Source organism: Terriglobia bacterium (genome assembly GCA_020072815.1).
Lineage (GTDB): Bacteria > Acidobacteriota > Terriglobia > Terriglobales > Acidobacteriaceae > Angelobacter.
Window position 1 is genome coordinate 18,771 of record JAIQGE010000026.1, and the last position, 20,987, is coordinate 39,757.

Consider the following 20,987-nt stretch of genomic DNA (forward strand, 5'->3'; position numbering starts at 1 on the left):
AACAGGACGGGGTGGCCTGCGCTTTTGCCCGGTTTTGGCGAAGCGTGGGGATCAAACGGCTAAATTGAGAGCTTGCTGTGTGGCGATTTCCCCAGCGCTGATCAGCCGTTCGGTTGAGCGGCGGCCGGGCACGTATCCCGCCAGCGGAACACGAGGCTGGATGACCAAGTCAGCCGCCTGGACCGATCGCAGATAGTGATTCGGGTAGAACCACTGATTGGCGCGGCGGGCGGAGTTGAATCCAAGCTGGCGGGCGAACGCGCTCCAGGCCCATACGTCGGACGCGATCACGAATTCCGCGCCCAGTTTGCGGCAGGCTTCAGTAGGAAGAACGCAGGAGATTCCGCCGTCTTTGAGTTTTTCGCCTTCGCGCAGCACCGGCCAGCGCAATCCAACGAGAGCGCAACTGGCGTTGATCGCGGACGCCAGGTTGCCGGCAAGCAGCACGCGCGGTTGCTGGTCAGCCGTCGCAGTAGCTACGGCCGCAAACGGCAGGCTGAGATCAGAAAATTCAAGCGGCAAGCGCTGCCGGCAGAAACTTTCAATGCCTCGGCCGTTCAACAGGCTGGGCCAGAAGACGTCGTGGGCCATGGCGGTGAGCCCTTGCCAGCCCATCCCGGCAGCCATCCCCGCGCCGACGAGGCTCCCGGCGCTGGTTCCAGTCACCACGCAGGGATGTATGCCCAACTCAGCCAGGGCTTTGATGACTCCGATGTGCGCGATGCCGCGGACCGATCCTCCGCTGAGCGCCAGACCGACGCGCAGGGAACGGAGGTGGGCGAGGTTCGGCATCGATAGGTCAATTATAGTGGTGAGCGAATAAAGACGGCTACACAAGGAAGAGCACGTCGCATGCAGTTGGTAGGATGCTTGTATTCCACTCTTTCGCCGAAGCTGAAAAACCAGCTGCCAGCTTCCGCGAAAGGATGGGGCGCCCGGCTAACCACATTCTTGATACATTTGGAAGGACAACGAACGGGAATGGAAATTGACGACAACATTCACGAAGCCCTGTTCTCGGACACCACACTGACCCTTGGTGAACTCCACTGGACGGTACTGAAGGCTGCCAGGACCATGGAGCGGGAACGATGGGACAAGGTGGAACTCGAATTTGGATGTCGGTATGAGGACACGGAATTCGGCAAAGAAATTGGAATGGATGAAATCCACTGGTGGATTTTCGAAAAAGAGCCTGATATCGATGAATTGCTTGCAAAATCGGAGGAGGCGCTGAAAGCGGCTCAGGTTCTGAAAGTCGCCTCTGCGAACTTTAAAGCGAGCGAGCCAGAGTCATACCAGAAATTACTCTTGAGCCTCCGAAATTTCGCGGAGCAGCACCGGAATCAAATCGATGCATTACACGATTACGTGATGTGGCTTGCGAAGCGCCATCCGATGGCCCCACGCATACTGTTCACGTACCGTGTCTGGGGATCTACTCGGATGGCTGATCGCGATTTCAATGTTGACAATGAAGAAACGGCCCGGTCGGACTTGAGCAAACTACGCGCGGTCACCGAAATAGTTTTGGGCGTTCGGCATAGTGGATGGCTTGTGTACGACAAGGTGGAGGGGGAGTTGGGCTACGAAATGTACGAGAGCATGGACCCTGAAGACACGCCGGACGACGCCGTGATTGTGGTTCCTGAGGGACAGGTGGTCAGAAGAACAGCGTACGAAGTGTACGACAACTGCGCCACGTATTTCGCTGAAACCAGGGATTCTCTGAGGAACATTGTTGTTGATATTTACAAGATGAAAGACCAGCGGGACCTGTTTCAAAGCGACAAGTTCTGGCGGGAATTCATCCCAAAGGCGGCAAAGGCGAAAACGGCCGAACAGCAGCTATGGGACTTCAAGGAAACGCTCACGGTTTGGCATCCTGTGAAAAACGAGGAGGATCGACGTAAGGCGAGGGTCATATTCGCGGAGGATGTTGCAAGTTTTGCGAACACGTCTGGCGGAGTTCTCGTTGTCGGCGTCACTGACAAACGAGAGATCGTGGGGATAGGGGATGGAAAAGAGCTGGAAAATCGGTTGAAAGTTGCGCGAGACGTTATTGCGGCGCATCTCAACTACGATCACGAGATCGCTTTGTTTCGACAAGTTGCCGTTGGAGAAAAAAACCAAGAGAAGATTTGCTTGGTTGTCGTGATTTCGCAAGCCTATAAGCCAGTTGCGGTAAATGACGGTGCAGGTCGCTTTTCATACCCGGTTAGGCGGGAAACGGGAATTAGTCGGGTAGCGAGAGAAGATGTTCCGATTGGGAAGCTTCATCTCAAGAGCGATAATCGTGACTTTATGAGCGGACTCAAACAATTCGTCCGTGACAATTGAGGAGTCAAGGCCCGGCCGGTGCCGCATCCTTCCTTTTCGCTTTTTCGTTCTCTCGCCTGATTCGCCAACTTTCACCGGTCCTTCTTCTGCGCCGTCGCTTCTCCTCAACGCGTAATCAAGCCCTCTGGGCACAACGTGATTTGATTACTAACCCTTGCATTTGATTTTTGCGCTCCGGCTGCGCCTGCGCGGGCCTTCGGCAGAGTGGAAGTTGTTGTCGTCGAAGCTTGTCGGCCCTTTTTCGCTTCGCTCACCCCTGCCTGAAGGCACGGGCTGGGTCGTGCCCTGATACGAATCTTCCAGAATCGCCGACATCGCGCGTGATCGCAACGTCATCGGAAAACCTTAACCACAAAGGACACGAAGGAACACGAAGAGCAGCTCAGAAGAAAAACTGCGATGGGAAGGGAAGCTGGACAGGTGTGGCGGGCTATCGCGACGCTGGAGCGGAGCCGATCCCTCACGCGTCTGGGGCTTCACCAAGGCTCGCCTCAGCGGTTCGGGATGGCACGTCTTGGACTAGGGGGCTTTGTGCAGACCGAGATGAACCTTTTTGTCCCAAAGGACACTTGACAGGCGGGCGCGAGAATGAACTTCTTCGCAATAGCTAAGACGAATATATAACGATAAAATAGCTAGGTATTTAGTACTTAGTATTTGGTATTTAGCAAAACCGGGACCGCCCAGGCGGGTGCTTTTTCGGGGCTCTTTGAAAAATTGGTCAGAAACCGCCTGGTGGCGTTAAGTACCTGTGGGTGATGGAGTTAACGGTGGATATTACTAGTCAGATAACAGTTGGGTGACCGTTGGGTCGAATGGAATAACCCCTGTGTTTGCAACAGTCGGTAGGCCCCCGGGGTGGGGGGGGTGAAGGGATGGTGATTGGCGAGATGGTTAACAGGTCAAACGAGCCGCTGGTCATCGTCGTCAATCGGAAGGACCTTAACCACGAAGGACACGAAGGAACACAAAGGGCCGCAGGGAGGCCGCCGACATCGGGAAAACCTCAAACCGCAGAGGACACAGAGAAGCACGGAGGATCGGGAACACACAGCCGGGGGCGGCTGTGCCACACGGCTTTCACCCAGGTTAAGGGCGAGGCCTCTGATCGGCCGAGCCCGCTGCATCAGGCACAGAAGACTCCAAAATCGAAGCAGAGAACGTAGGACGAAGCGGCAAGACTAGAAGATTAAGGGCGAGGCCAAACATGGGCCGAGCCCGTCGTGTCGGGCGCTGAACCATCTGCGAGTTTTCGGGAATCGCTAGCGGTTTGTCGCGAAGCGACCAAAAGAATGGTGGAGGCGGTGGGAGTTGAACCCACGTCCGAAAATGTTACTGGTCAAGAGCCTACATACTTAGTCCGTTCACCCGACGGGAGTTACCCCGCCAGATTCGCGGCTTGCGCTCAGAACGGACAAGAAACGCAAATCGCTAGCCCGTGAATTTTTCCGGAGGCCCCCGGACGTAGGGCCAACAGATGAGCCTACTGTGTGACGCCCTTTCACAGCCCATAGGCGAAGCTGTGGAGAGCGGCTACTTATTTAATTAAGCAGCGTATGCAAACTGGTTAGAGTTGGCAATTATCGTTTTTGCACCATTTACGGGAGAATGCGCCCCGGTATGCCTCTTGGCCGCAAGCATTTCCGTCGAAGCCGTGACGCCCCCATTGACCTGCCCATCGCCACCGTTGCGCGGCATGGGCCGGTTCGGAAAAGGACTTGTGACCGTCCTTTGTCAAAGATCTACTACTACCTTAGACACGGACCTCCGCCGCGTCAATGATTAGATGATCGCGACGACCGGAACGACTCAGCGCAAAAGCATGATGGGGCGAGACAAAGCGGATGGCGCCTTTCAATCGTCAATTTTGGCAATTCCGGCGATTTTGGCAATCCCCTGGCCGGCTGGCCCACACCTCGCCCGTTGCATCATCCCACTGCGCCGGCGATGATCACCCGATCACCCGATTCTCACGTCCCCTTGGTGATTGCGGTCACTGACTCCAGCATCTTGCAAGACAGATACTTAACACGAGATGGGCATTCGGCTGGGGGGACTGTATATGCGGTGTCCGATCCTCGCGTCCAGAAATTTTATCAATGTCGGAGTGGTTGTTTCGCTTCGTCCCTGCCCAGCAGGTCCCCTCTTTTCCATAGAACTCTCGGACGACCGAAACCATCATCACGAAAGGAACTCCCCATGAATTCATTCAAAATGAAACTGATTACCCTCGGCGTCGCGCTCTTTGCTCTGGCGGCTGTCACTCTGTCCGCGCAGGAGCTGACTTCGCGACAAATTGCCGAGCGCAATAAACCGGGTACCGTGCTCATCATCACCACGTATCAAGCCGACGTCACGGTGCCGGATGCCGAGCTTCCACAAAAAAGCATCGAGGCCCTGCAGCAATATGTTCTTAAGCTTGTTAACCAGGGGACAGTGCCGCGCAATGAGGCAGCGATCCTCAACGCTATCTGGGTCGAACTGTTCACCAATCCTCTGAAATACGTTGTTCCCGGCAACAAGATGCTGCGCACAACGGCCAGAAGCGGGTCCCAGGGAAGTGGGTTCATCATCACTCCTGACGGATACATCGTGACCAACGCGCATGTGGTCTTCAAGGAAGAGGAGATGCTCAAGAGGATGCTCGCCCAACAAGGCCTGCGCACCTTCATCTCCAAGGACATTGAAGACATGCAGAAGGAGCTTGGAGGCAAGATCACGCCGGAGATGGAGAAGCTGGCAATCGAAGGCGCCTCAACATGGTATTCGCACTATATGACCATCGACAAAGTCGAGCGGACCGTTGACACCATGATGGGCGTCAAGCTCGCCGGGATTCCCACGATGGCACAAAAGTTCACGGCCGACGTCCGCACCATGGGTAAACCCACGCCGGGCAAAGACGTGGCCATCATCAAGATTGACCGTAAGGACCTTCCCACCGTCAGCCTGGGAGACGATACGGCAATGAGGACCGGAGACCGGGTTCTCGTGATCGGTTATCCCCAAATGGAAAGCATCCAGATGATTCTGGCGCCTGAGAGCCAGACCGAGACCACTCTCACTTCCGGCCTGGTAAGCGCTCGCAAGACCATGCCCGGCGGCTGGGATGTGCTGCAGACCGACGCCACCATCAACCACGGCAACAGCGGCGGACCCGCCTTCAACGACAAAGGCGAGGCGATCGGCATTGCCACCTTCGGCGCCATTGACTGGAGCAGCGGCAAGGAGATCCCCGGAGTCAACTTCCTGGTGCCGGGAACGGTGATCAAGCAGTACCTGCACGAGATCAACGTCACGCCGCAGCAGAGCCGGCTCTCAGGCTTGTACAACGAAGGCCTGGTTCTGTTTGAACAGAAGCACTACAAGGCCGCTCTGGACAAATTCCGCGAGATCAACGAACTGAATCCAGGATACCCCTATGTTCAGTCGTACATCGCGGAGGCACGTGCAGCGGTTGGGGCGGGCAAGGACGTCCCGACTACTTCGCCTGTGCTTTATGTATATCTCGGACTAGGAGCGCTGCTGCTCATGGGCGCGATCATTGTTGGCATCGTCCTGTGGCGGCGCAAAGGACCCCCGGCAAGACCCACAGTCATGAAGAAGCCTGAGCCGCCGATGAAAGCAAGTGCCTAAAGCACGACGGGAGTTCGGATTCGATGATGTGATCAGTCTGATTTCGGGCGGCACTGGCACGCGGTTCGCCATGCCGCTCGGTTTTCTGTGAGGAAGGTGAAAGATGCTTTTGCGAACTGCGTCAGTGTTTCTCCTCGGATATGTCTTGATGGTCGCGGATGCTCGAATTCCCGCAGCCGGCGTGTTGCATCCGTCACGGACGGACGTAGCGCGTGATGCTCAGACGCCAAACGCTTCTTCCGCGACATTGCCGCAACAATCGGACCCCACTGCTGGCATGCACTTCAAGCGCGTGACCATCAAGCAGCTTCGCTCGGACCCGAAAACTTTCGCACAGCAGAAGGTGGCCGTTCGTGGACAAATCGGGGAAGTCTCTCGCACGGAGCACTACTTTGAATTGCTCCAGGGCAACGACTCCCTGCGCGTCCTGCTTGACAGTCTGCCGGATAGCGCTCAAGAGAAGATCTACTCGGCAAAACCGGGCAGCCGGGTGACCGCCTCAGGGGAATTCTCGGGATATGTTCTCTTTGCCTATCGTGTCGAATTAGGGAAGTAGCGCGCGCAGGCCATTCCCATGGGCGGTGATTGCTTTACTCAGGAAATGGCGGGCCTATCCATTTACAATCGAGCGGGCAAGAAGTAAAGACTTCTGGCCAACATAATATTCTGCAACCAGTCAGGCCCGTGCGCGTCCAATCTGTTTATGCCGATGGTGGAGCCCCGAATCGTGGAATCCCAGTGCGTGTCGTTCGCGAGCATTCCCTGCACCAGCCGTCTTTTTAGCGACTATCTAAGTCATTTTGAACGCGTTAAGAAGTTCTATGCGCAGCCTCCGTTGGGCCGCGATTGGTGGCCCGCCGAGACCAAAAAGATCCAGTATCCGCCCGAGCGGCGCAAGGCCGTGGCTGACATTCTGGAACGGCAGAACCGTGACTTCGGCGCCGGCGAAAAGACATTGGCCAACATCCAGCGCTTGCGGGAAGGCGCGCCGGCGGTGGTGACCGGCCAGCAGGTCGGTTTGTTTGGCGGGCCGCTGTTTGTGATGTTGAAGGCCATCACCGCGGCCATGCACGCGGAAAATGCCGGCGCTGTCCCGGTTTTCTGGCTGGCAGCGGAAGACCATGACTTCGCCGAGATCAGCTCGGTCAATCTGCCATCGGCTGAATCTCTGCAAAAGATCTCCGTCAACGTTGCCCATGCCGAAGGCGCGCCGGTGGGCACGATTGTTTTCGCCGACGAGATCACCGCGGCCGTGCATCAGGTGGAAGCGCTGTTTGGGGCGTCCGAAGTCACCGAACTTCTGGCGGCGAGTTATCGCAAAGGCGAGAACTTTGGCAGCGCCTTCGCCAAGTTCTATGCGAAAGTCTTTGCTGGTTTAGGAATCATCTTCTTGAACGCGTTGGATCCGGAGTTGCACCGAATCGCGCAGCCCATTTACCGCGCGGCGCTGGAGAAATCAGGTGTCATCAACCAGGCGCTGCAAGCACGCAACCAGGAACTGGAGGCTGCGGGTTATCACGCTCAGGTGAAAGTGACGCCTTCGCACACGCTGTGTTTCTATCAGGAAAATGGCGTGCGCACGCCGGTCCGCGACAGCGGTGGAGACTTCCTCATCGGCGACCGCAAGGTCTCGCAAGCCGAGTTGCTCAAGGAGACGGAGCGATGTCCGGAGCGATTCAGCGCCAACGTGCTGTTGCGTCCGGTGGTCCAGGACTTTCTACTGCCCACGCTGTGTTACATCGGCGGGCCCGCGGAAGTAGCCTACTTCGCCCAGATTGAAACGGTCTACCGCAATCTTGCCCCGCGCGTGACTCCGATCCTCCCGCGAATTTTTGCCACACTGATTGAACCCCGCCAGGCCAAACTGCTGGACCGCTACGCTCTCACCTTGCCCGATATCTTTGTGGTACCGGAGCAGCTTCGCGAAGCCGTGGCCGCGCGCGCGCTGCCGGAGAGCACTCTGAAGAGTTTTGATGCGGCAGCCGACCATCTGGAGCAGGCCATCGCGCTCATGCAATCGCCGTTGGAAAAGCTGGACCGCACGCTGCTGGACGCCGCGGAAAACGCCGCGTCCAAGATGCGCTATCAATTGCAAGGTCTTCGCGACAAAGCGGCCCGCGCGGAGGCCCGCAAGAACTCAGAACTCCATCGCCACGCGGACGAGCTATCCATGCTCTTGTACCCCAACAAGCAATTGCAGGAAAGGGAAGTGGGCGGTTTGTATTTCCTGCTCAAGTATGGGATGGGAGTGGTAGAGAAGATAAAGGAATCGGCGAACGCCCGTTGCGCGGACCATCAAGTAATACCGTTGCAAAATCTCTAAGCCTGCGCTTAGGCGCTGGGCACGAAGAAGTGGAGCAGCCAGAAGGTAATCGCCGCAACCGCCGCAGACGCCGGAATCGTGAGGACCCAGGCCCAGACAATACGTTTGGCCACGCCCCAGCGCACAGCGGAAAGTCTACCCGTTGATCCCACGCCGACAATCGCTCCGGTAATGGTGTGTGTGGTGCTAACAGGAATGCCTTTCATCGCCAGCACGAAAAGCGTAATGGCCCCTGCCCCTTCCGCACAGAACCCGCCGACGGGCTTGAGCTTGGTGATTTTCGAACCCATGGTGTGAACAATTCGCCAGCCGCCGAAATACGTCCCCATCGCAATGGCCGCATTGGCGCCCAGGATGATCCACCATTTATACGGCCCCCAACCGACCAGGAACTGCGCGGGCGTCAGATATCCGCCGGCCAGCAGCGCGCCGGCAATAATGCCCATGGTCTTTTGCGCGTCGTTGCCGCCGTGGCCCAGGCTGTACGCCGCGGCGGAGAGCAATTGCAAGCGGCGAAACAGTTTGTCCACTGTTCGCGGAGCGCTGCGCTGAAAAATCCAGGACATCATGATCATCAGGGCAAGCCCGATGATCAAACCGATCAGCGGGGCCAGCACGATGAAGATCAAAGTGGACATCCATTTGGCCCCCAGGCCGGGGATGTCGCCGATGATCGGCCAGTGGAGTTTCGGTTCGTGCACCAGAACCTGCCAGCCGGCTTTGGCGATGGCCGCTCCGGCCAGGCCGCCGATCAGCGCGTGCGAAGAAGACGTCGGTAGGCCCCACCACCACGTGAGCAAGTCCCAGATGATCGCTCCCGCCAGCGCCGCCAAAATCACATATTGCGTGACCTGCGTGGCGTCCACCAGCCCGCTGCTGATGGTCTTGGCCACGGCCGTCCCGAAAACGAAAGCCGCGATGAAATTGAAGGCGGCCGCCCACACCACCGCCAGGCGCGGAGAGAGCACGCGCGTTGACACCACGGTGGCGATGCTATTGGCCGCGTCGTGGAAGCCGTTGATGAAGTCAAACGACAGCGCGATGAAAATGGTGACAACGACCAGTAATACGCTTAGGTGCACCCGGCTAGCCTCGAAGAGAAGGATGGTTGCGCATGGTTTCGGTGCTTAGGCGCTCTTGAGCACGACGCCTTCCAGCACGTTGGCGGCGTCTTCCGCTTTGTCGGTGGCCGTCTCCAGGACTTCATACAGCTCTTTCATCTTGATCAGCGAAATCGGGTCCTTTTCCTTGTCAAAGAGTGCGCCAATGGCCGCGCGGGCCACTTGGTCCGCTTCATTTTCCAGGCGATTGATCTCCACGCAGTGTTCCAGCACGGTGTCGCCCTTCTTCTCCAGCTTGGCCAGGGCGAACGAAAGCTGGTCGGCCTGTTGCACCACAATTTCCGCCAGGCGCGAGGCTGCCGGCGGAGCGCTGGTGATCTTGTACATGATCAGCCGTACGCCCGCGGCGTAAATAAAATCCAGCACGTCGTCCAGTGACGACGCCAAGCGGTAGATATCTTCGCGGTCAAACGGCGTGATAAACGTCTGGTTCAGCTTGGTCAGGACGTTGTGTGTCATATCGTCGCCGCGATGCTCAATGCCTTTGAGCTGCTGCACCCGCAACTCCACGTTCTGGAAATCATCCAGCGTCTGTTTCAGCAGACGGGCGCCGTCGGCGAGATTGTTGGCCATCTCGGCAAAGAGTTCAAAAAACCTGGTATCGCGAGGGATAAATCGGAACATGCTGTCGCGGGCCGCTCCTGGAGTGGTCTTGGCGTTTTAACACAACCTTAACAAACCAGAAACTATCGCATGTGGCGCTCAGGATCGTCAAACTGTGGACTTAGTCTCCGGCCCGCTGAGGCTGAACAGCTTCTTCAATGCGCGCCACACGGCGCGAATCGTGATGACCACCACAATCAAGGCGATGCCAACAATGACCGCCGCCGCCACCGGGTGCTGCGTCGCCAGCCAGGTGATGCCAACGGCAAACACGTCTTCGCCCAGGCTCAGGGCGATATTGGAGAAAGGTTCCGGGGAAGGCGTCACTGCGGCGCGGACCGCCGTCTTGCCTCCGTGGGCCGCCAGCGCGATGACCGCGGCGAGCACAGTGACCAGCACATGGGCGAGCGGAGAAAGCTGCTGCGTTGCTCCCCAGGAAAGCAAGGCCGCTACGGGAACCCGGACGAAGGTGTTGAGCCCGTTCCAGATCAGGTCGAAAACCGGAATCTTATCGGCAAAGAACTCCAGCACGAAAAGCAGAGCCGCGATGACGATGACCGTCCACGAACTCAAGGGATGCAATGCGGATGGAAGCTGGAAAAGGTGCGCGTGGGAGAGCAGGCCCAACGTGGCCACGGTGGCGTACACGTTGAGTCCGGCGGCAAAGCTGGCGCCCACCACAATCGCCAGGATCTCCTGCTGGCTCAGGTTCAAGGAAAAGGCGGGCGAGATTCCCAAAAAAGAAAAGCCGCCCATTGCGGCGGCTTTCCATAAGATGTCTATCAGCTTAGAGGGTTGATTCAATTTCGAATCCCCAAGCTTCCAAAAGGGGTTCAGGGATGTATTTTGAATTCTTGTTACGGCGCGCCCATTCCCGCAGACGGGTGGAGCGAATGTACTGGTCAGGCGTCAGTTTGTATTCCTTGACGGCCTGCTCGAACGACGTAACAACGGGGATAACCGGGCCAATCGGTTCTGGCTTGCCCCAGTTCGGATTACCGCGTCTTCTCGCCATATTGAGTATTGTCCTGCCTTTTTTAGGTAACTAAGAGTGCTTACAGAAAGTTCCTAAGTATTCGATTCCCGAACACTTCCCTTGGTTTCACATTGATGGAACGATAGTTCTAGTACTTCTTGCCCAGAAAGAAGCCAAGTGTCGTAAAAACCCTTTATTGTAAGGCATTTTTACACGCAATGCAACGCTTGTTTAGCGCTCAAAGAGCCTATGAGGACGCCGAATTTGAGTTAACCATATATCTATCAAGCACATACAAAATTTCACAGAAAAACCTATGACATACCAGCGGGAACAACCCGTCTCGCGGCCGGGAAGGCCAGAAACAAGCATTCGGGGACGAACGCAGGCCCGCTTTGTGTTTATCTCTTCAAAGGGATGACTAGCAGCTGCGAAGTGCAGGTCCCAACCAACGCTTGTTTTTCGTCGAACACATTGGCTTCGCAGAACAGAACGTTGCGTCCGGCCTTGATGCACTTGCCTTCGGCGCGGAATCGTCCTTCAACCACCGGCCGGAGAAACGACACTTGGAGATTAATGGTGGTGGCGTAGCTTGCTGGAAACACCGTGGAGATGCCCGCCACCGCGCAGGCCGAATCGGCCATGGACGCCACCACGCCGCCGTGCAGCAGCTTGTTCTGCAAAAGATCTGGTCGGACCACGGCCTCAAACACCGCTCGTCCTGGGGCGACTTCTTTCAGTTCAAGTCCCAGCGTCTGCCAATAAGGCACAGCGCTGGACATGAATTCGCGCAAACGGCTAAGGGAACTCTCATTTTCCATGACCATTCACTTTAGCATCGGGGGCGCAGAAGTGTAATCCGGGCGGGACAAGAAGTTTGCGCTGGGTTCGCGGGCCGTGTCCTGATCCGAGAATCAATCGAGCGGCCCCGGCACAGAGCTTCTGTGATGCCGGCAGCGGCGAGCGCGCAAGGTCGCGATGGACTTGCGTTTCTTTGATATGATACCGGGTTGCATAAAGCTCTCTGCTTGAGGAGGATACATGCACGCGCGCACGCGACTTATTGCGATAGTGCTTGGGCTCATGCTTGTGGCGTCAGCATCATTGGCCGACGACGCCGCCAAAAAAACCAATAGTTCCACGATGGACGAATCCGTAGCGTGGACCAATACCGCTGCTCCCGCAGCCGCTTTGCGCAGTAATCCAGCGTTGCTGTTTCCGGCAATGAAGGCTCCCGCTCCGCCGGCCGGTTCCGGCGAGAGTTATCCCGGGGCTGAAGTGTTTCTCGGGTATTCCTTCATGAAGTTCAACGTGAAGAACGCGTTGCGCGAAAACTTTGACAATCAGGGCGGTACCGCCTCCGTCGCCGGAAACATCAACCGGTGGCTGGGCCTGGTGGCCGACTTCGGCTACTACCGCGTGGGCAACCTGCCCTCCGGCGTAACCGGAAATATGTCAACGTTCCTGTTCGGTCCGCGATTCTCCAAGCGGGGCGACCGGTGGACGCCGTTTGTTCACGCCCTTTTTGGGACGGCGCGCGTCAGCTCCACCAACCCCACTCCCAGCGGCGGCAGCTTCTTCAACCATTCGTTCAAACAGAACGCGTTTGCCACGGCCCTGGGCGGCGGCATTGATCTAACCATCAACAAACATATTGCATGGCGCGTGGTCCAGGGCGAATACCTGTTTACCAAGTTCAACGACGGCTTTGACAACCAGCAGAGCAACATTCGTGCCGCCACTGGACTGGTTCTCCGCATCGGTGGAGGTCCGCCACCGCCGCCACCACCGCCGCCGAACCGTCCTCCAGTGATTACCATCTCGCCGAATCCCGCCAAAGTTTATGAAGGCTCCGGCGACAAATCCGTGGTACTGGCTACAGCCAGCGATCCTGACAACGATCCGTTGACCTATGTTTGGTCGACCACTGGCGGATCCATTGAGGGCAGCGGCTCTGAGGTTCGCTGGAATTCAGCGGGCCTGGCCGTGGGCGCCTACACCATCACCTCCACGGTCAACGATGGACGCGGCGGCACAGCCAGCGCTTCGACCGTTGTGAATGTGGAGCCGCGGCCGAATCGTCCGCCTACAGTGACCTGCGCTGCTTCGCCGCGCACGGTTGCTCCCGGACAGCGCGCCACCGTCACCGCTACGGGCAGCGATCCCGACAACGATCAACTCACCTACACCTTTGACGCCAGCCGAGGCAACGTCAGCGGTTCAGGCGCAACGGCCCAGTTTGACACCACGGGTCTGGCCCCTGGCCACTACATCGTGAACTGCCACGCCAATGATGGGCATGGCGGCACGGCCGACGCCAGAGCTGAAGTGGAAGTCCAGAAACCGCCGGAGCAGGTCCAACTGGAAGTCCGGCTGGCTCTGCACAGCATTTACTTCCCAACCGCCCAGCCGACGGTCAAGAACCCCAACGGCGGACTGCTGACCAGCCAGGAACGCACCCTGGTCCAGTTGGCCAGCGACTTCAAGAAGTATCTGGTTTACAAGCCAGATGCTCGCTTGTCGCTGCAAGGCCATGCTGATCCTCGCGGCGGGACTGAATACAACCAAGGTCTCTCAGAGCGCCGAGTGGCCCGCACCAAGGCATTCCTGGTAGAGCAGGGAGTGTCGGCGGACCGCATTGACACTCAGGGATTGGGAGAAGAAGAGCCTATGGGCGACGCTCAGGTGAAAGAGGCCGTGGAGCAAGAGACGGGCCTCACACCGGCGCAGAAGAAACAGCTGACCCGGAACGCCCATGTGTTGGCGTTGGCTGGCGCCCGTCGTGTGGACGTCACGCTGCCCAACACCGGTCAGACTTCAACGCGCAAATATCCGTTCAATGCGGAAGACGCGCTGAACCTGATCAATCCTAAAGGCCCTGCTGGCGGAACTGCGAAGAAGCCCGCAGCCAAACCCGGCACAACCAAACCGGCGCCGAAACCCGCCGCTAAACCACCAGCGACGAAAAAGAAGTAAGTCTTAACAGCAGTCAGACTGATTGATGCGGCAGGTCCTCCTACGGGCCTGCCGCAAGTCTTTTGCGGCAACTGGTGCAGGAATAAGGATCAGTTCGGGCGGCGCAGCAATTTGATGTTCTTGACCAGCGCGTCGCACACCGCCAGGCATTGCCTGCGGGTCTCGCGATTGGCGCGGCTGTGAGGCGTAGCTGCGAGCAGCGCGGCTGCGCCATGCGCGGCAAAGAACAGCGCGTAATAGACCCTCTGGTATTGCTTCGGCTTGCCGCCATACTGAGCGGCCAACCGGTCCAGCAGCCATGTCTTGATGGACCGGGGACGTCCCGGCCCAAGAATCTCCGTCCAAACCGGCCCGAAGAGCAACCGGTATTCCCAGGGATGGCGCTCGGCGAAGTCGAGATAGCGGCGGTAGACATGTTTAGTGCGCGTGGCGCTGGTGACTCGCAAAGTGATCTGCTTGTAGACCCTCTCGGCCACGGCAAAACGCAAGGCTTCTTTGTTGCGGAACCGCTTGTAAACCGTGGTGGTGGTGGTGGCCGCCTCGCGCGCGACCGCGCGCAGAGTCAAAGCCTTTTCCCCGTGGGAGCGCCATAGCCGCTGGGCCGCCCGCAGGATGCGGTCTTCCAGTTTCCGGTCAGCAGTACGAGGCATAAGAGTGCTGGTGAGTAGCTTGCACAATGTAACACTAACAATGTAGTATTAATAGTAATTAGTGACGGAGGTACGGCGACGTTTGCGCGCCGGACCTGGGCCATGTAAGCCGTCTCCGGCAGTACCGTTCCCCCTCTTCCGGGTTCCCGTCCTGCTGACAATTTGATTCCGAAGGCAACCGCATCGGAGTTCCCCCGTGGGCGCAGCCACGCGCGCGCGAATGTGTGTTGTGCTGTGCACAACCAACGAGAATCATTTTCTGCGAGGTCTGACGAGATGGTACGTGTGGAATTTTCGGCGGTCATCAAAGCTGACCGCGAATTGACCTGGAAACTGTTTACCAACATCTATCTGTGGCGCCGCGTCGCCGACGTGTATGGCGATATCGAGTGGCGTTCCGGCAGGCCCTGGGAAGTGGGCAGCCGCCTCAAAATTGAAATCCTCGAGCCGGTCAAGACCACAGTGGACCACGTGATCACCATCTGCACCCCTCCTGCAACCGTGGCTTGGATTGACCATGCCATGGGCAACACCATGGAACAGTGGGTGCAGTTTGAATCCATGCCAAACGGCGGAACGCAGGTCCACACCTGGGCTGAGCTGGCGGGGTCCACTTTGTTCGTTGACGGGCGTCCCGTGCGTCAGGTCCTCAAAGCGTTCATTGAACGCTGGTATGCCAAGTTTTGCGACGAATGCGACCTGGCGGCGCAGCAAGAGCTGCAGTTTACGTAAGCTCAGCCGAGGGATCCAAAAAAAATGCTCCCGGGGATTTGCCCGGGAGCGAAGCGCTTGCCTTGGTTTTCTCCTTACCTGGGTCGCTCCTACTTGTTTGCGGCCGTGCCTGCGGCTGCGTCCTTCGCGTTGACTGCAGCGGACTGCCTTTCCATATAGCTGATCAAGAGGTCGGTGGTCTCGGCATCGAAATGCAGATTGGGCATTCGTACGCCGCCGTACTTCTTGAGCAGAGCGGCAGCTAGCGGATCGCCCTGGTCCAGCAGCGTCTCCGGGGTTTGGACAATGAGCTTGAGCCATTTCGGGTCGCGGATTTTGGTCAGGCCGCGCAAATCCGGGCCGATGGATTCGCCCCCTCCAATGGTGTGGCAAGCCGCGCATTGGGTGAAGAACACATACTTGCCCTGGTCGTCGAATTTGATTGCGGGTGCCTCGGCATAGGTCTTGCCGGAAGTCATTCGGTTTTCTTGTTTGCTTTGCCAGCTGTTCATCCAGTCGCCAATCATGATGGCCAGAAAGCGCGGGTTATCCAGGGCGTTGTTGCGCAGCCACTGCCCAGTGGCCTCATTCCCCAGTAGCAGGTGAGGCGAGTGGCCGTCGCGGTCGCCCGGTTGCGGGTCTTGAAATCCAAGCTTCTTGTTGATTGCGTCAATGTCTTCCTTCTTGCCGGTCAGGAACAGCCAGCCGGGGCCGGCGTGATACTTCTCCGCATAGTCCTTCATTACTTCCGGAGTGTCCCGCTTAGGATCAATGCTGATGGAATAAAAAAAGATGTCTTGGCCCACGCGGTCGCCCAGCATTTTCTGCACCTGGGCCAGGCGTGCGGTCTCCAGCGGACAGATGTCAACGCAGTGCGTATAGAACTGTTCAATGACCACGATCTTGCCCTTGAGCAGATCGTCATAAAAATGATGGACGTTGCCGTTCTGGTCGGTCAGCTCAACGTTGGGAAAATAATTGGCTCCCCAGTGCGATTGAGCGGCTGCCGGGGCGGGTCCAACAGACATTAAGATCGCAGCCGCAAGAATCACGGCGGCCACGCCGGCAAGGCTTGCCCAATTTTTCGGTCGCATAATTACAGCTCCTTTCACGGTTCATTCGTACTTGAAAACGGACCCGGCGGGCCGTCCCGCCTGGCCCATCCACGCTTTGCGGGGCGTGAGTGGACCAGGACGCGGGGCGGCCAGCCGGACTGCTTAACGCCTCTAACGGCTCAGGCCGTCGGGAGGATTTCACTCGGTGGAATGAACGTGACGCCCTGCGGTGTCGGGACTGGAGTCGGGAGCGGCGACAGGAACGGAGCTCCCAGGCCCTTGGTCTCCCAGCGAACCAACATGGCGTTGTCCTCATGGACGGTGTTGTGGCAGTGCTCCATGAACATGCCGCCCCAATCGCGGAACTGCATGGTGATGGTCACGCTGCCGCTTGGACGCAGGCGATACACATCCTTGCGGCCCCTTTCCCACGCCGGCACGTTGTTGATGCTGCCGTTGCGGGCCAGGATCTGGCCTTCTTCAAAGTGGATGTGGATGGGATGGTCCCAACCGCCGCCACCGTTTTGCAGGGTCCAGACTTCGCGCGTGCCATATTGCGGCAACGCCGAGATCCGTCCGAAGCAGGCGTCGTACGTGGGCCCCTGTTGATCGGTCTTGACGCCCCAGGGGCCTGACTGGTTACCGGCGCCCGTGACGTAGCAAGTTGGGTCGTTCAACAAATTCGGGTTCTGGTTTGCTCCGCTGTTGAACTCAAACACCCGCGTGCGTGCCACGGGGACGTTTGTCAGGTCAGGGTTGGGGATCAGGACATTGGGCACCTGGCTGTTGTCCTTCTTGGCCGGCTTGCGCACGATGCGGAATTCCAGCATAGCGCCCACGCAGGGATCGTTGGATTGCCCGGAAAGGGCCTGGGCGACCGTGAGTTTGTTGCTGGGTTTCTTGCCGTCCTGGTGTTCCAGCACGTTGACCAGCCGCACTGTGCTCCCGACCTTGTAGCGCGAGAAGTCAATGACCCAGTCATAGCGCTCGGCGATGCCCTGCTCGTCAGACACGGTTTGCGTGACCGGGACCGGAAGCAGGTTGCCGTCGTTGGCGATTTGGATCATCGCTGAGTTGTCGGAAAGACCGTACGCAAAGAAGCGCGACACGCTGGCGTTGAGAATGCGGAAGCGGTACTTGCGCGCCTCCACTTCGAAATACGGCCTGTAGGCCAGGTTCACGGTCATTACGTCGCCCAGGAACCCGTCAAAGTCGAAGATATCGAAGTAGAGTTGACCGCTGGCGTCAAACGCCTTGTCGGACAGCAACAGGTTCACGTCATAGTCCAGGTTGGCAAAGTCATTGGTGGTGCCCGATGGCAGGCGCAGGTTCACGCCGTCATTGATCCCCTCATTGCCGCGATCCAGGCCGCTGTAGATGTTGAACATGGCAGCGTTGCCCTTGTACACGTTCTGGCTGGTGAAGCTGAACATGTGATCGTGGAACCAATGGGTGCTCATGGTCTCACGCCAGTCGCCCGGAATATTGGTGAGGCCGCCGCTGCCGTCGGGTGTGGAAGCCCGAGGATCGGTGGCGCCGGTGTTGAAGGTGGTGAAACCGCCCAGTTTGATTGGCCAGTGATAGTCATAGAACTGATTTGGAAAGAAGAAGGCGCCGGTGAAGCCGTCATTCTCGGCCCCGTGATGCCCGTTGTGTTCATGGGTACTGATGGTGTTGCGCCCGAAACCGTTGTTTTGCGTCACATCGGCGGGCAGGCCGTTGTGATGGCGGAACAGGATCGGTTCACTATATTTGCCGATGGCCAGCTTTGGCGGAACCGTTCCATTGAATGTCCACACCGAGTTCTCGGCCTGCACCGGAAAGTTCGGGTGAAACGTCAGCGGAATCGGCGTAGCCGGATTGATGCCGGAATTCAAGCTTGACGGGACACCCGGATTGTAGGTGGTGTTGGGTCCTTTGTTCCCCTGCTGCGTGGCTTCCATGGCGATCTGAGGCGGGAACTGGGCAAATGACTGGTGCGCCCAGGTGGCTCCAGGAGGGCGGCCTTCAATCGGACCGGTGCCGCCACCCAACGCCGGGTCAACGGCTTGTTGTGTCTGGTTGGACTCCGCCGTCGGCGTGGGAGTCAACGTCTGGCGCCCACCAAACGGCAGCCGCGGCAACAGATCGAAGCGTGGCATGGCCTGGGTGAAAGGCAGGGCCCCGAACAGCGGGCTGGGATTCGCGCCCGTGGGAATGCTCCCGTAGGCACTGCTGACGAACGGGTTCAGGCCGTGGATCGGCGCCAGCAGGCCACCGGTGGTGATCAGGCCCCACTTAATAAGGTCGCGCCGGCTAACCTGGCCGTGCGAGTATGCTTTAACGATTTCCGCGCGGTTCTTGCGCGCGTTCTCTGCCTCTCGAATGCGTGCCTGGGAGGCGTTTTCCGGAAGGAAAAACCCATCTTCTCTGTGCTTCATTTGAGTGCGCTCCTTGCGTGTCGACTGTGGTTGTATCGGCCGGCTTTTGATCTCTCGCAGCCTGGCTGGTGGTTGTGTATTAGCCCAGGGGGGACTGCCGAGTCGCATAGCTCGCAGCTCGGCAGCCCTTGGGGGTGATTCAGTGCCATCTTGCTATAAAACTGCATACGTGCCGTCCTGCCGTTCCTTCTTCAAGCCTCATGGAAGGTGTTTGATGAACGCGATCACATGCAGGCCATTCACCGTTTGCCCCACATTGGTCACCGTTCCTTTTTTCAGGTCAATCACCATCAGGGAAGTAGGGTTGGTGGTGAGGACCTGAAAGTTGAGGCCATAGTACTGATTGCCTTCGGGATTGAAATCGCCCAGGGCCGCTGCCGTTGGCGGAGACACGTCCCTGGCATCAAGAGGCGTTCCATCTACGGGATTGAGAAGGTAGGCCGTTTGCGTCACAACATTGTTCACAACCTTGGGGCTGTCAATGTTCCACAGGAGATCATGCTTGGCGAACGCGACACCGTTCTGGCCCGTGTTGATCCCGGTGTTGTTATGCTCAATGGCGATGCCGGTGGCTGTATTGATCGTGACAAAAGTATCGGTGACTCCCACCGGCGGCGGAAACTCGTCATACCACCCGACGGCGTTCCCATTGGAGTCAATGGCGATGGAGTGGACGGGAGAACCCAGGGTTCCCTCCGTGATATCCAGCCCGTAATTGACCACGCTGGCATTCACGGGCGTGCCCTGTCCCGTATTGGGGTCAATGGTAATCAGGCCGTGGAAGCTCACATCTCCAACGGCGGTTGTAGCGTACAGCTTGCCGGACGTGACGTCCCAGGACAACCCGTTGACCGTGTAGCCCACCGGGCCGATCGTCCTGACAAGTGCGCCGTTCGTGGGATCGATCTGCACCAGTGTGCTCGTCTGGGTACAAGGACCGCCCGGGTTGACGTTATTGCACGCCCCGGTGGTGCCCAGCAGAACTGGCGCGCCGGGCGGCGGGGTTTGGGCGGACGCCTGGGGGACGAATGCCATCAGGACCGCTGCGGTTAGTATTGCGGTGAGTGTTACTCTCCATAGTGTCTTCATTTTCTTAGGCTCCTTAAGCTTGCTAGACTCCCTGGGGGGATGTTGCAGGGCCTTTGGCTCCCGTGTTCGTGATGCGAAGCTGCACATGTGCTGTCCATTTCTGCATTGCCGTTATGGGTGGTCTTTCATGAACGCGAGTGTGTGCAGGTTATCTACGGTTTGCCCCAGCGTGGTCACTGTGCCTTTGCGCAGGTTGACCACCATGATGAACGTGACGGGCGAGGGAAAGGACGTGTCGAAGAAAAGCCCATAGTACTGGTTGCTGATGGGATTGAAGTCGCCCAGGGCGGCCGCCACCGGCGGAGTCAAGGCCCTGGCAAGGACCGGCTGCCCATTCGAGGGATCGAGGATGTAAGCGGTTTGAGTCAAAGCGCCGTTCACAAACTTGGGGCTGTCGATATTCCACAGGACATTTAGATCGCTGTACGAAAGCCCATTCTGCGACGTGTTGATCCCGGTGTTGTTGAACTCAGTCGCGATGCCGGTGTGTTTATCGATCCGTACGAATGTATCGGTCACTCCCGGCCCGAACTCGTCATACCAGCCGGCCATATTCCCCTCGGAATCAACCGTGATGGAGTGGACAGGAGAACCCGCAGATCCGGGATCGACCGACAGCCCGAAATTGACGACGCTTGCATCAACGGGCGTGCCTTGTCCCGTGTTGGGGTCAATGGTGATCAAGCCGTGGAAGCTGACGTCTCCGATGGCCGTTGTTGCGTACAGCGTGCCGGACTTGCAGTTCCCGGCCGTGCAGTCCCAGGCCAACCCGTTGACCGTATAGCCCACCGGGCCGATCTCCCTGATGAGCGCGCCGGTCTGCGGATCAAGCTGCACCAGTGTGCTCTTCTGGGTGCATGGACCACCTGGAACGCTGTTAAAGCACGCTCCGGTTGTACCCAGAAGAATGGGCTGGCCGGGCGGCTGATTTTGTGCGGACGTTTGGACACCCGTCGCTAGGATCGCCCCAGCTAGCAGTAGTGTTAGTGTCGCGAATCTGTAGAGGGTTTTCATTTTCGTAAACTCCTTAAAACCTGGGGTGTTGTTCTAAACCTGGGGGGTGTTGCTCTAAACCTGGGGGGTGTTG

General features: G+C 58.0%; 17 protein-coding genes and 1 other RNA gene. 6 read left to right on the forward strand and 12 right to left on the reverse strand.

Annotated features, from left to right (window positions below; translation table 11 throughout):
* Positions 1–51 precede the first annotated feature (51 nt).
* Positions 52–792: a patatin-like phospholipase family protein gene (locus LAO20_22635; GenBank protein ID MBZ5534233.1), complete on the reverse strand. Its 741-nt coding sequence runs from the start codon at positions 790–792 to the stop codon at positions 52–54.
* A 189-nt stretch (positions 793–981) separates the two neighbouring features.
* On the opposite strand from LAO20_22635, the gene LAO20_22640 reads away from it, so the two are divergent.
* Positions 982–2,340, forward strand: coding sequence for an ATP-binding protein (locus LAO20_22640; protein MBZ5534234.1), 1,359 nt, complete (start codon positions 982–984; stop codon positions 2,338–2,340).
* Positions 2,341–3,633: 1,293 nt separating this feature from the next.
* On the opposite strand, the gene ssrA is transcribed toward LAO20_22640, so the two are convergent.
* Positions 3,634–4,005, reverse strand: a transfer-messenger RNA (tmRNA) gene (ssrA, locus tag LAO20_22645).
* Positions 4,006–4,539: 534 nt separating this feature from the next.
* Between ssrA and LAO20_22650 the strand changes: the two genes are divergently transcribed.
* The 3 genes from LAO20_22650 to bshC all read left to right on the forward strand — a co-directional run bounded on the left by LAO20_22650 (position 4,540) and on the right by bshC (position 8,299).
* The gene (locus LAO20_22650) at positions 4,540–5,976 is read left to right on the forward strand and encodes a trypsin-like peptidase domain-containing protein (GenBank protein MBZ5534235.1); all 1,437 of its coding nucleotides are present in this window, start codon (positions 4,540–4,542) and stop codon (positions 5,974–5,976) included.
* Positions 5,977–6,124: 148 nt separating this feature from the next.
* On the forward strand, positions 6,125–6,532 hold the full coding sequence (locus LAO20_22655; GenBank protein MBZ5534236.1) for a hypothetical protein: 408 nt from the start codon (positions 6,125–6,127) through the stop codon (positions 6,530–6,532).
* A 171-nt stretch (positions 6,533–6,703) separates the two neighbouring features.
* Positions 6,704–8,299, forward strand: a complete 1,596-nt coding sequence (gene bshC, locus LAO20_22660; GenBank protein MBZ5534237.1) for a bacillithiol biosynthesis cysteine-adding enzyme BshC — start codon at positions 6,704–6,706, stop codon at positions 8,297–8,299.
* Positions 8,300–8,307: 8 nt separating this feature from the next.
* On the opposite strand, the gene LAO20_22665 is transcribed toward bshC, so the two are convergent.
* The 5 genes from LAO20_22665 to LAO20_22685 all read right to left on the reverse strand — a co-directional run bounded on the left by LAO20_22665 (position 8,308) and on the right by LAO20_22685 (position 11,820).
* The gene (locus LAO20_22665) at positions 8,308–9,348 is read right to left on the reverse strand and encodes an inorganic phosphate transporter (GenBank protein MBZ5534238.1); all 1,041 of its coding nucleotides are present in this window, start codon (positions 9,346–9,348) and stop codon (positions 8,308–8,310) included.
* A gap of 78 nt (positions 9,349–9,426) precedes the next feature.
* Entirely contained in the window at positions 9,427–10,044 is a 618-nt protein-coding gene (locus tag LAO20_22670) for a DUF47 family protein (GenBank protein MBZ5534239.1), read from the reverse strand.
* Positions 10,045–10,131: 87 nt separating this feature from the next.
* Positions 10,132–10,779, reverse strand: a complete 648-nt coding sequence (locus tag LAO20_22675; GenBank protein ID MBZ5534240.1) for a DUF4126 domain-containing protein — start codon at positions 10,777–10,779, stop codon at positions 10,132–10,134.
* Positions 10,780–10,810: 31 nt separating this feature from the next.
* On the reverse strand, positions 10,811–11,038 hold the full coding sequence (locus tag LAO20_22680) for a hypothetical protein (GenBank protein MBZ5534241.1): 228 nt from the start codon (positions 11,036–11,038) through the stop codon (positions 10,811–10,813).
* 362 nt (positions 11,039–11,400) lie between these two features.
* Positions 11,401–11,820 carry a PaaI family thioesterase gene (locus LAO20_22685; protein ID MBZ5534242.1) on the reverse strand — a complete coding sequence of 140 codons (420 nt, stop codon included), beginning with the start codon at positions 11,818–11,820 and terminating at the stop codon, positions 11,401–11,403.
* Between the two features lie 322 nt (positions 11,821–12,142).
* Between LAO20_22685 and LAO20_22690 the strand changes: the two genes are divergently transcribed.
* On the forward strand, positions 12,143–13,975 hold the full coding sequence (locus LAO20_22690; GenBank protein MBZ5534243.1) for an OmpA family protein: 1,833 nt from the start codon (positions 12,143–12,145) through the stop codon (positions 13,973–13,975).
* An 89-nt stretch (positions 13,976–14,064) separates the two neighbouring features.
* Here the strand turns inward: LAO20_22690 and LAO20_22695 are convergent, their stop codons facing one another.
* Positions 14,065–14,625, reverse strand: coding sequence for a TetR/AcrR family transcriptional regulator (locus LAO20_22695; protein MBZ5534244.1), 561 nt, complete (start codon positions 14,623–14,625; stop codon positions 14,065–14,067).
* Between the two features lie 285 nt (positions 14,626–14,910).
* Between LAO20_22695 and LAO20_22700 the strand changes: the two genes are divergently transcribed.
* Entirely contained in the window at positions 14,911–15,357 is a 447-nt protein-coding gene (locus LAO20_22700) for a hypothetical protein (GenBank protein MBZ5534245.1), read from the forward strand.
* A gap of 89 nt (positions 15,358–15,446) precedes the next feature.
* Here LAO20_22700 and LAO20_22705 read toward each other — a convergent pair whose 3' ends face one another.
* The 4 genes from LAO20_22705 to LAO20_22720 all read right to left on the reverse strand — a co-directional run bounded on the left by LAO20_22705 (position 15,447) and on the right by LAO20_22720 (position 20,737).
* Positions 15,447–16,430 (reverse strand): SCO family protein, encoded by a 984-nt coding sequence (locus tag LAO20_22705; GenBank protein ID MBZ5534246.1) that lies wholly within the window; start codon positions 16,428–16,430, stop codon positions 15,447–15,449.
* A gap of 140 nt (positions 16,431–16,570) precedes the next feature.
* A complete protein-coding gene (locus LAO20_22710) occupies positions 16,571–18,811 on the reverse strand; it encodes a multicopper oxidase domain-containing protein (protein ID MBZ5534247.1) in 2,241 nt (746 codons plus the stop codon).
* A gap of 198 nt (positions 18,812–19,009) precedes the next feature.
* The gene (locus tag LAO20_22715; protein MBZ5534248.1) at positions 19,010–19,900 is read right to left on the reverse strand and encodes a hypothetical protein; all 891 of its coding nucleotides are present in this window, start codon (positions 19,898–19,900) and stop codon (positions 19,010–19,012) included.
* A gap of 111 nt (positions 19,901–20,011) precedes the next feature.
* Entirely contained in the window at positions 20,012–20,737 is a 726-nt protein-coding gene (locus LAO20_22720; GenBank protein ID MBZ5534249.1) for a hypothetical protein, read from the reverse strand.
* Positions 20,738–20,987 lie beyond the last annotated feature (250 nt).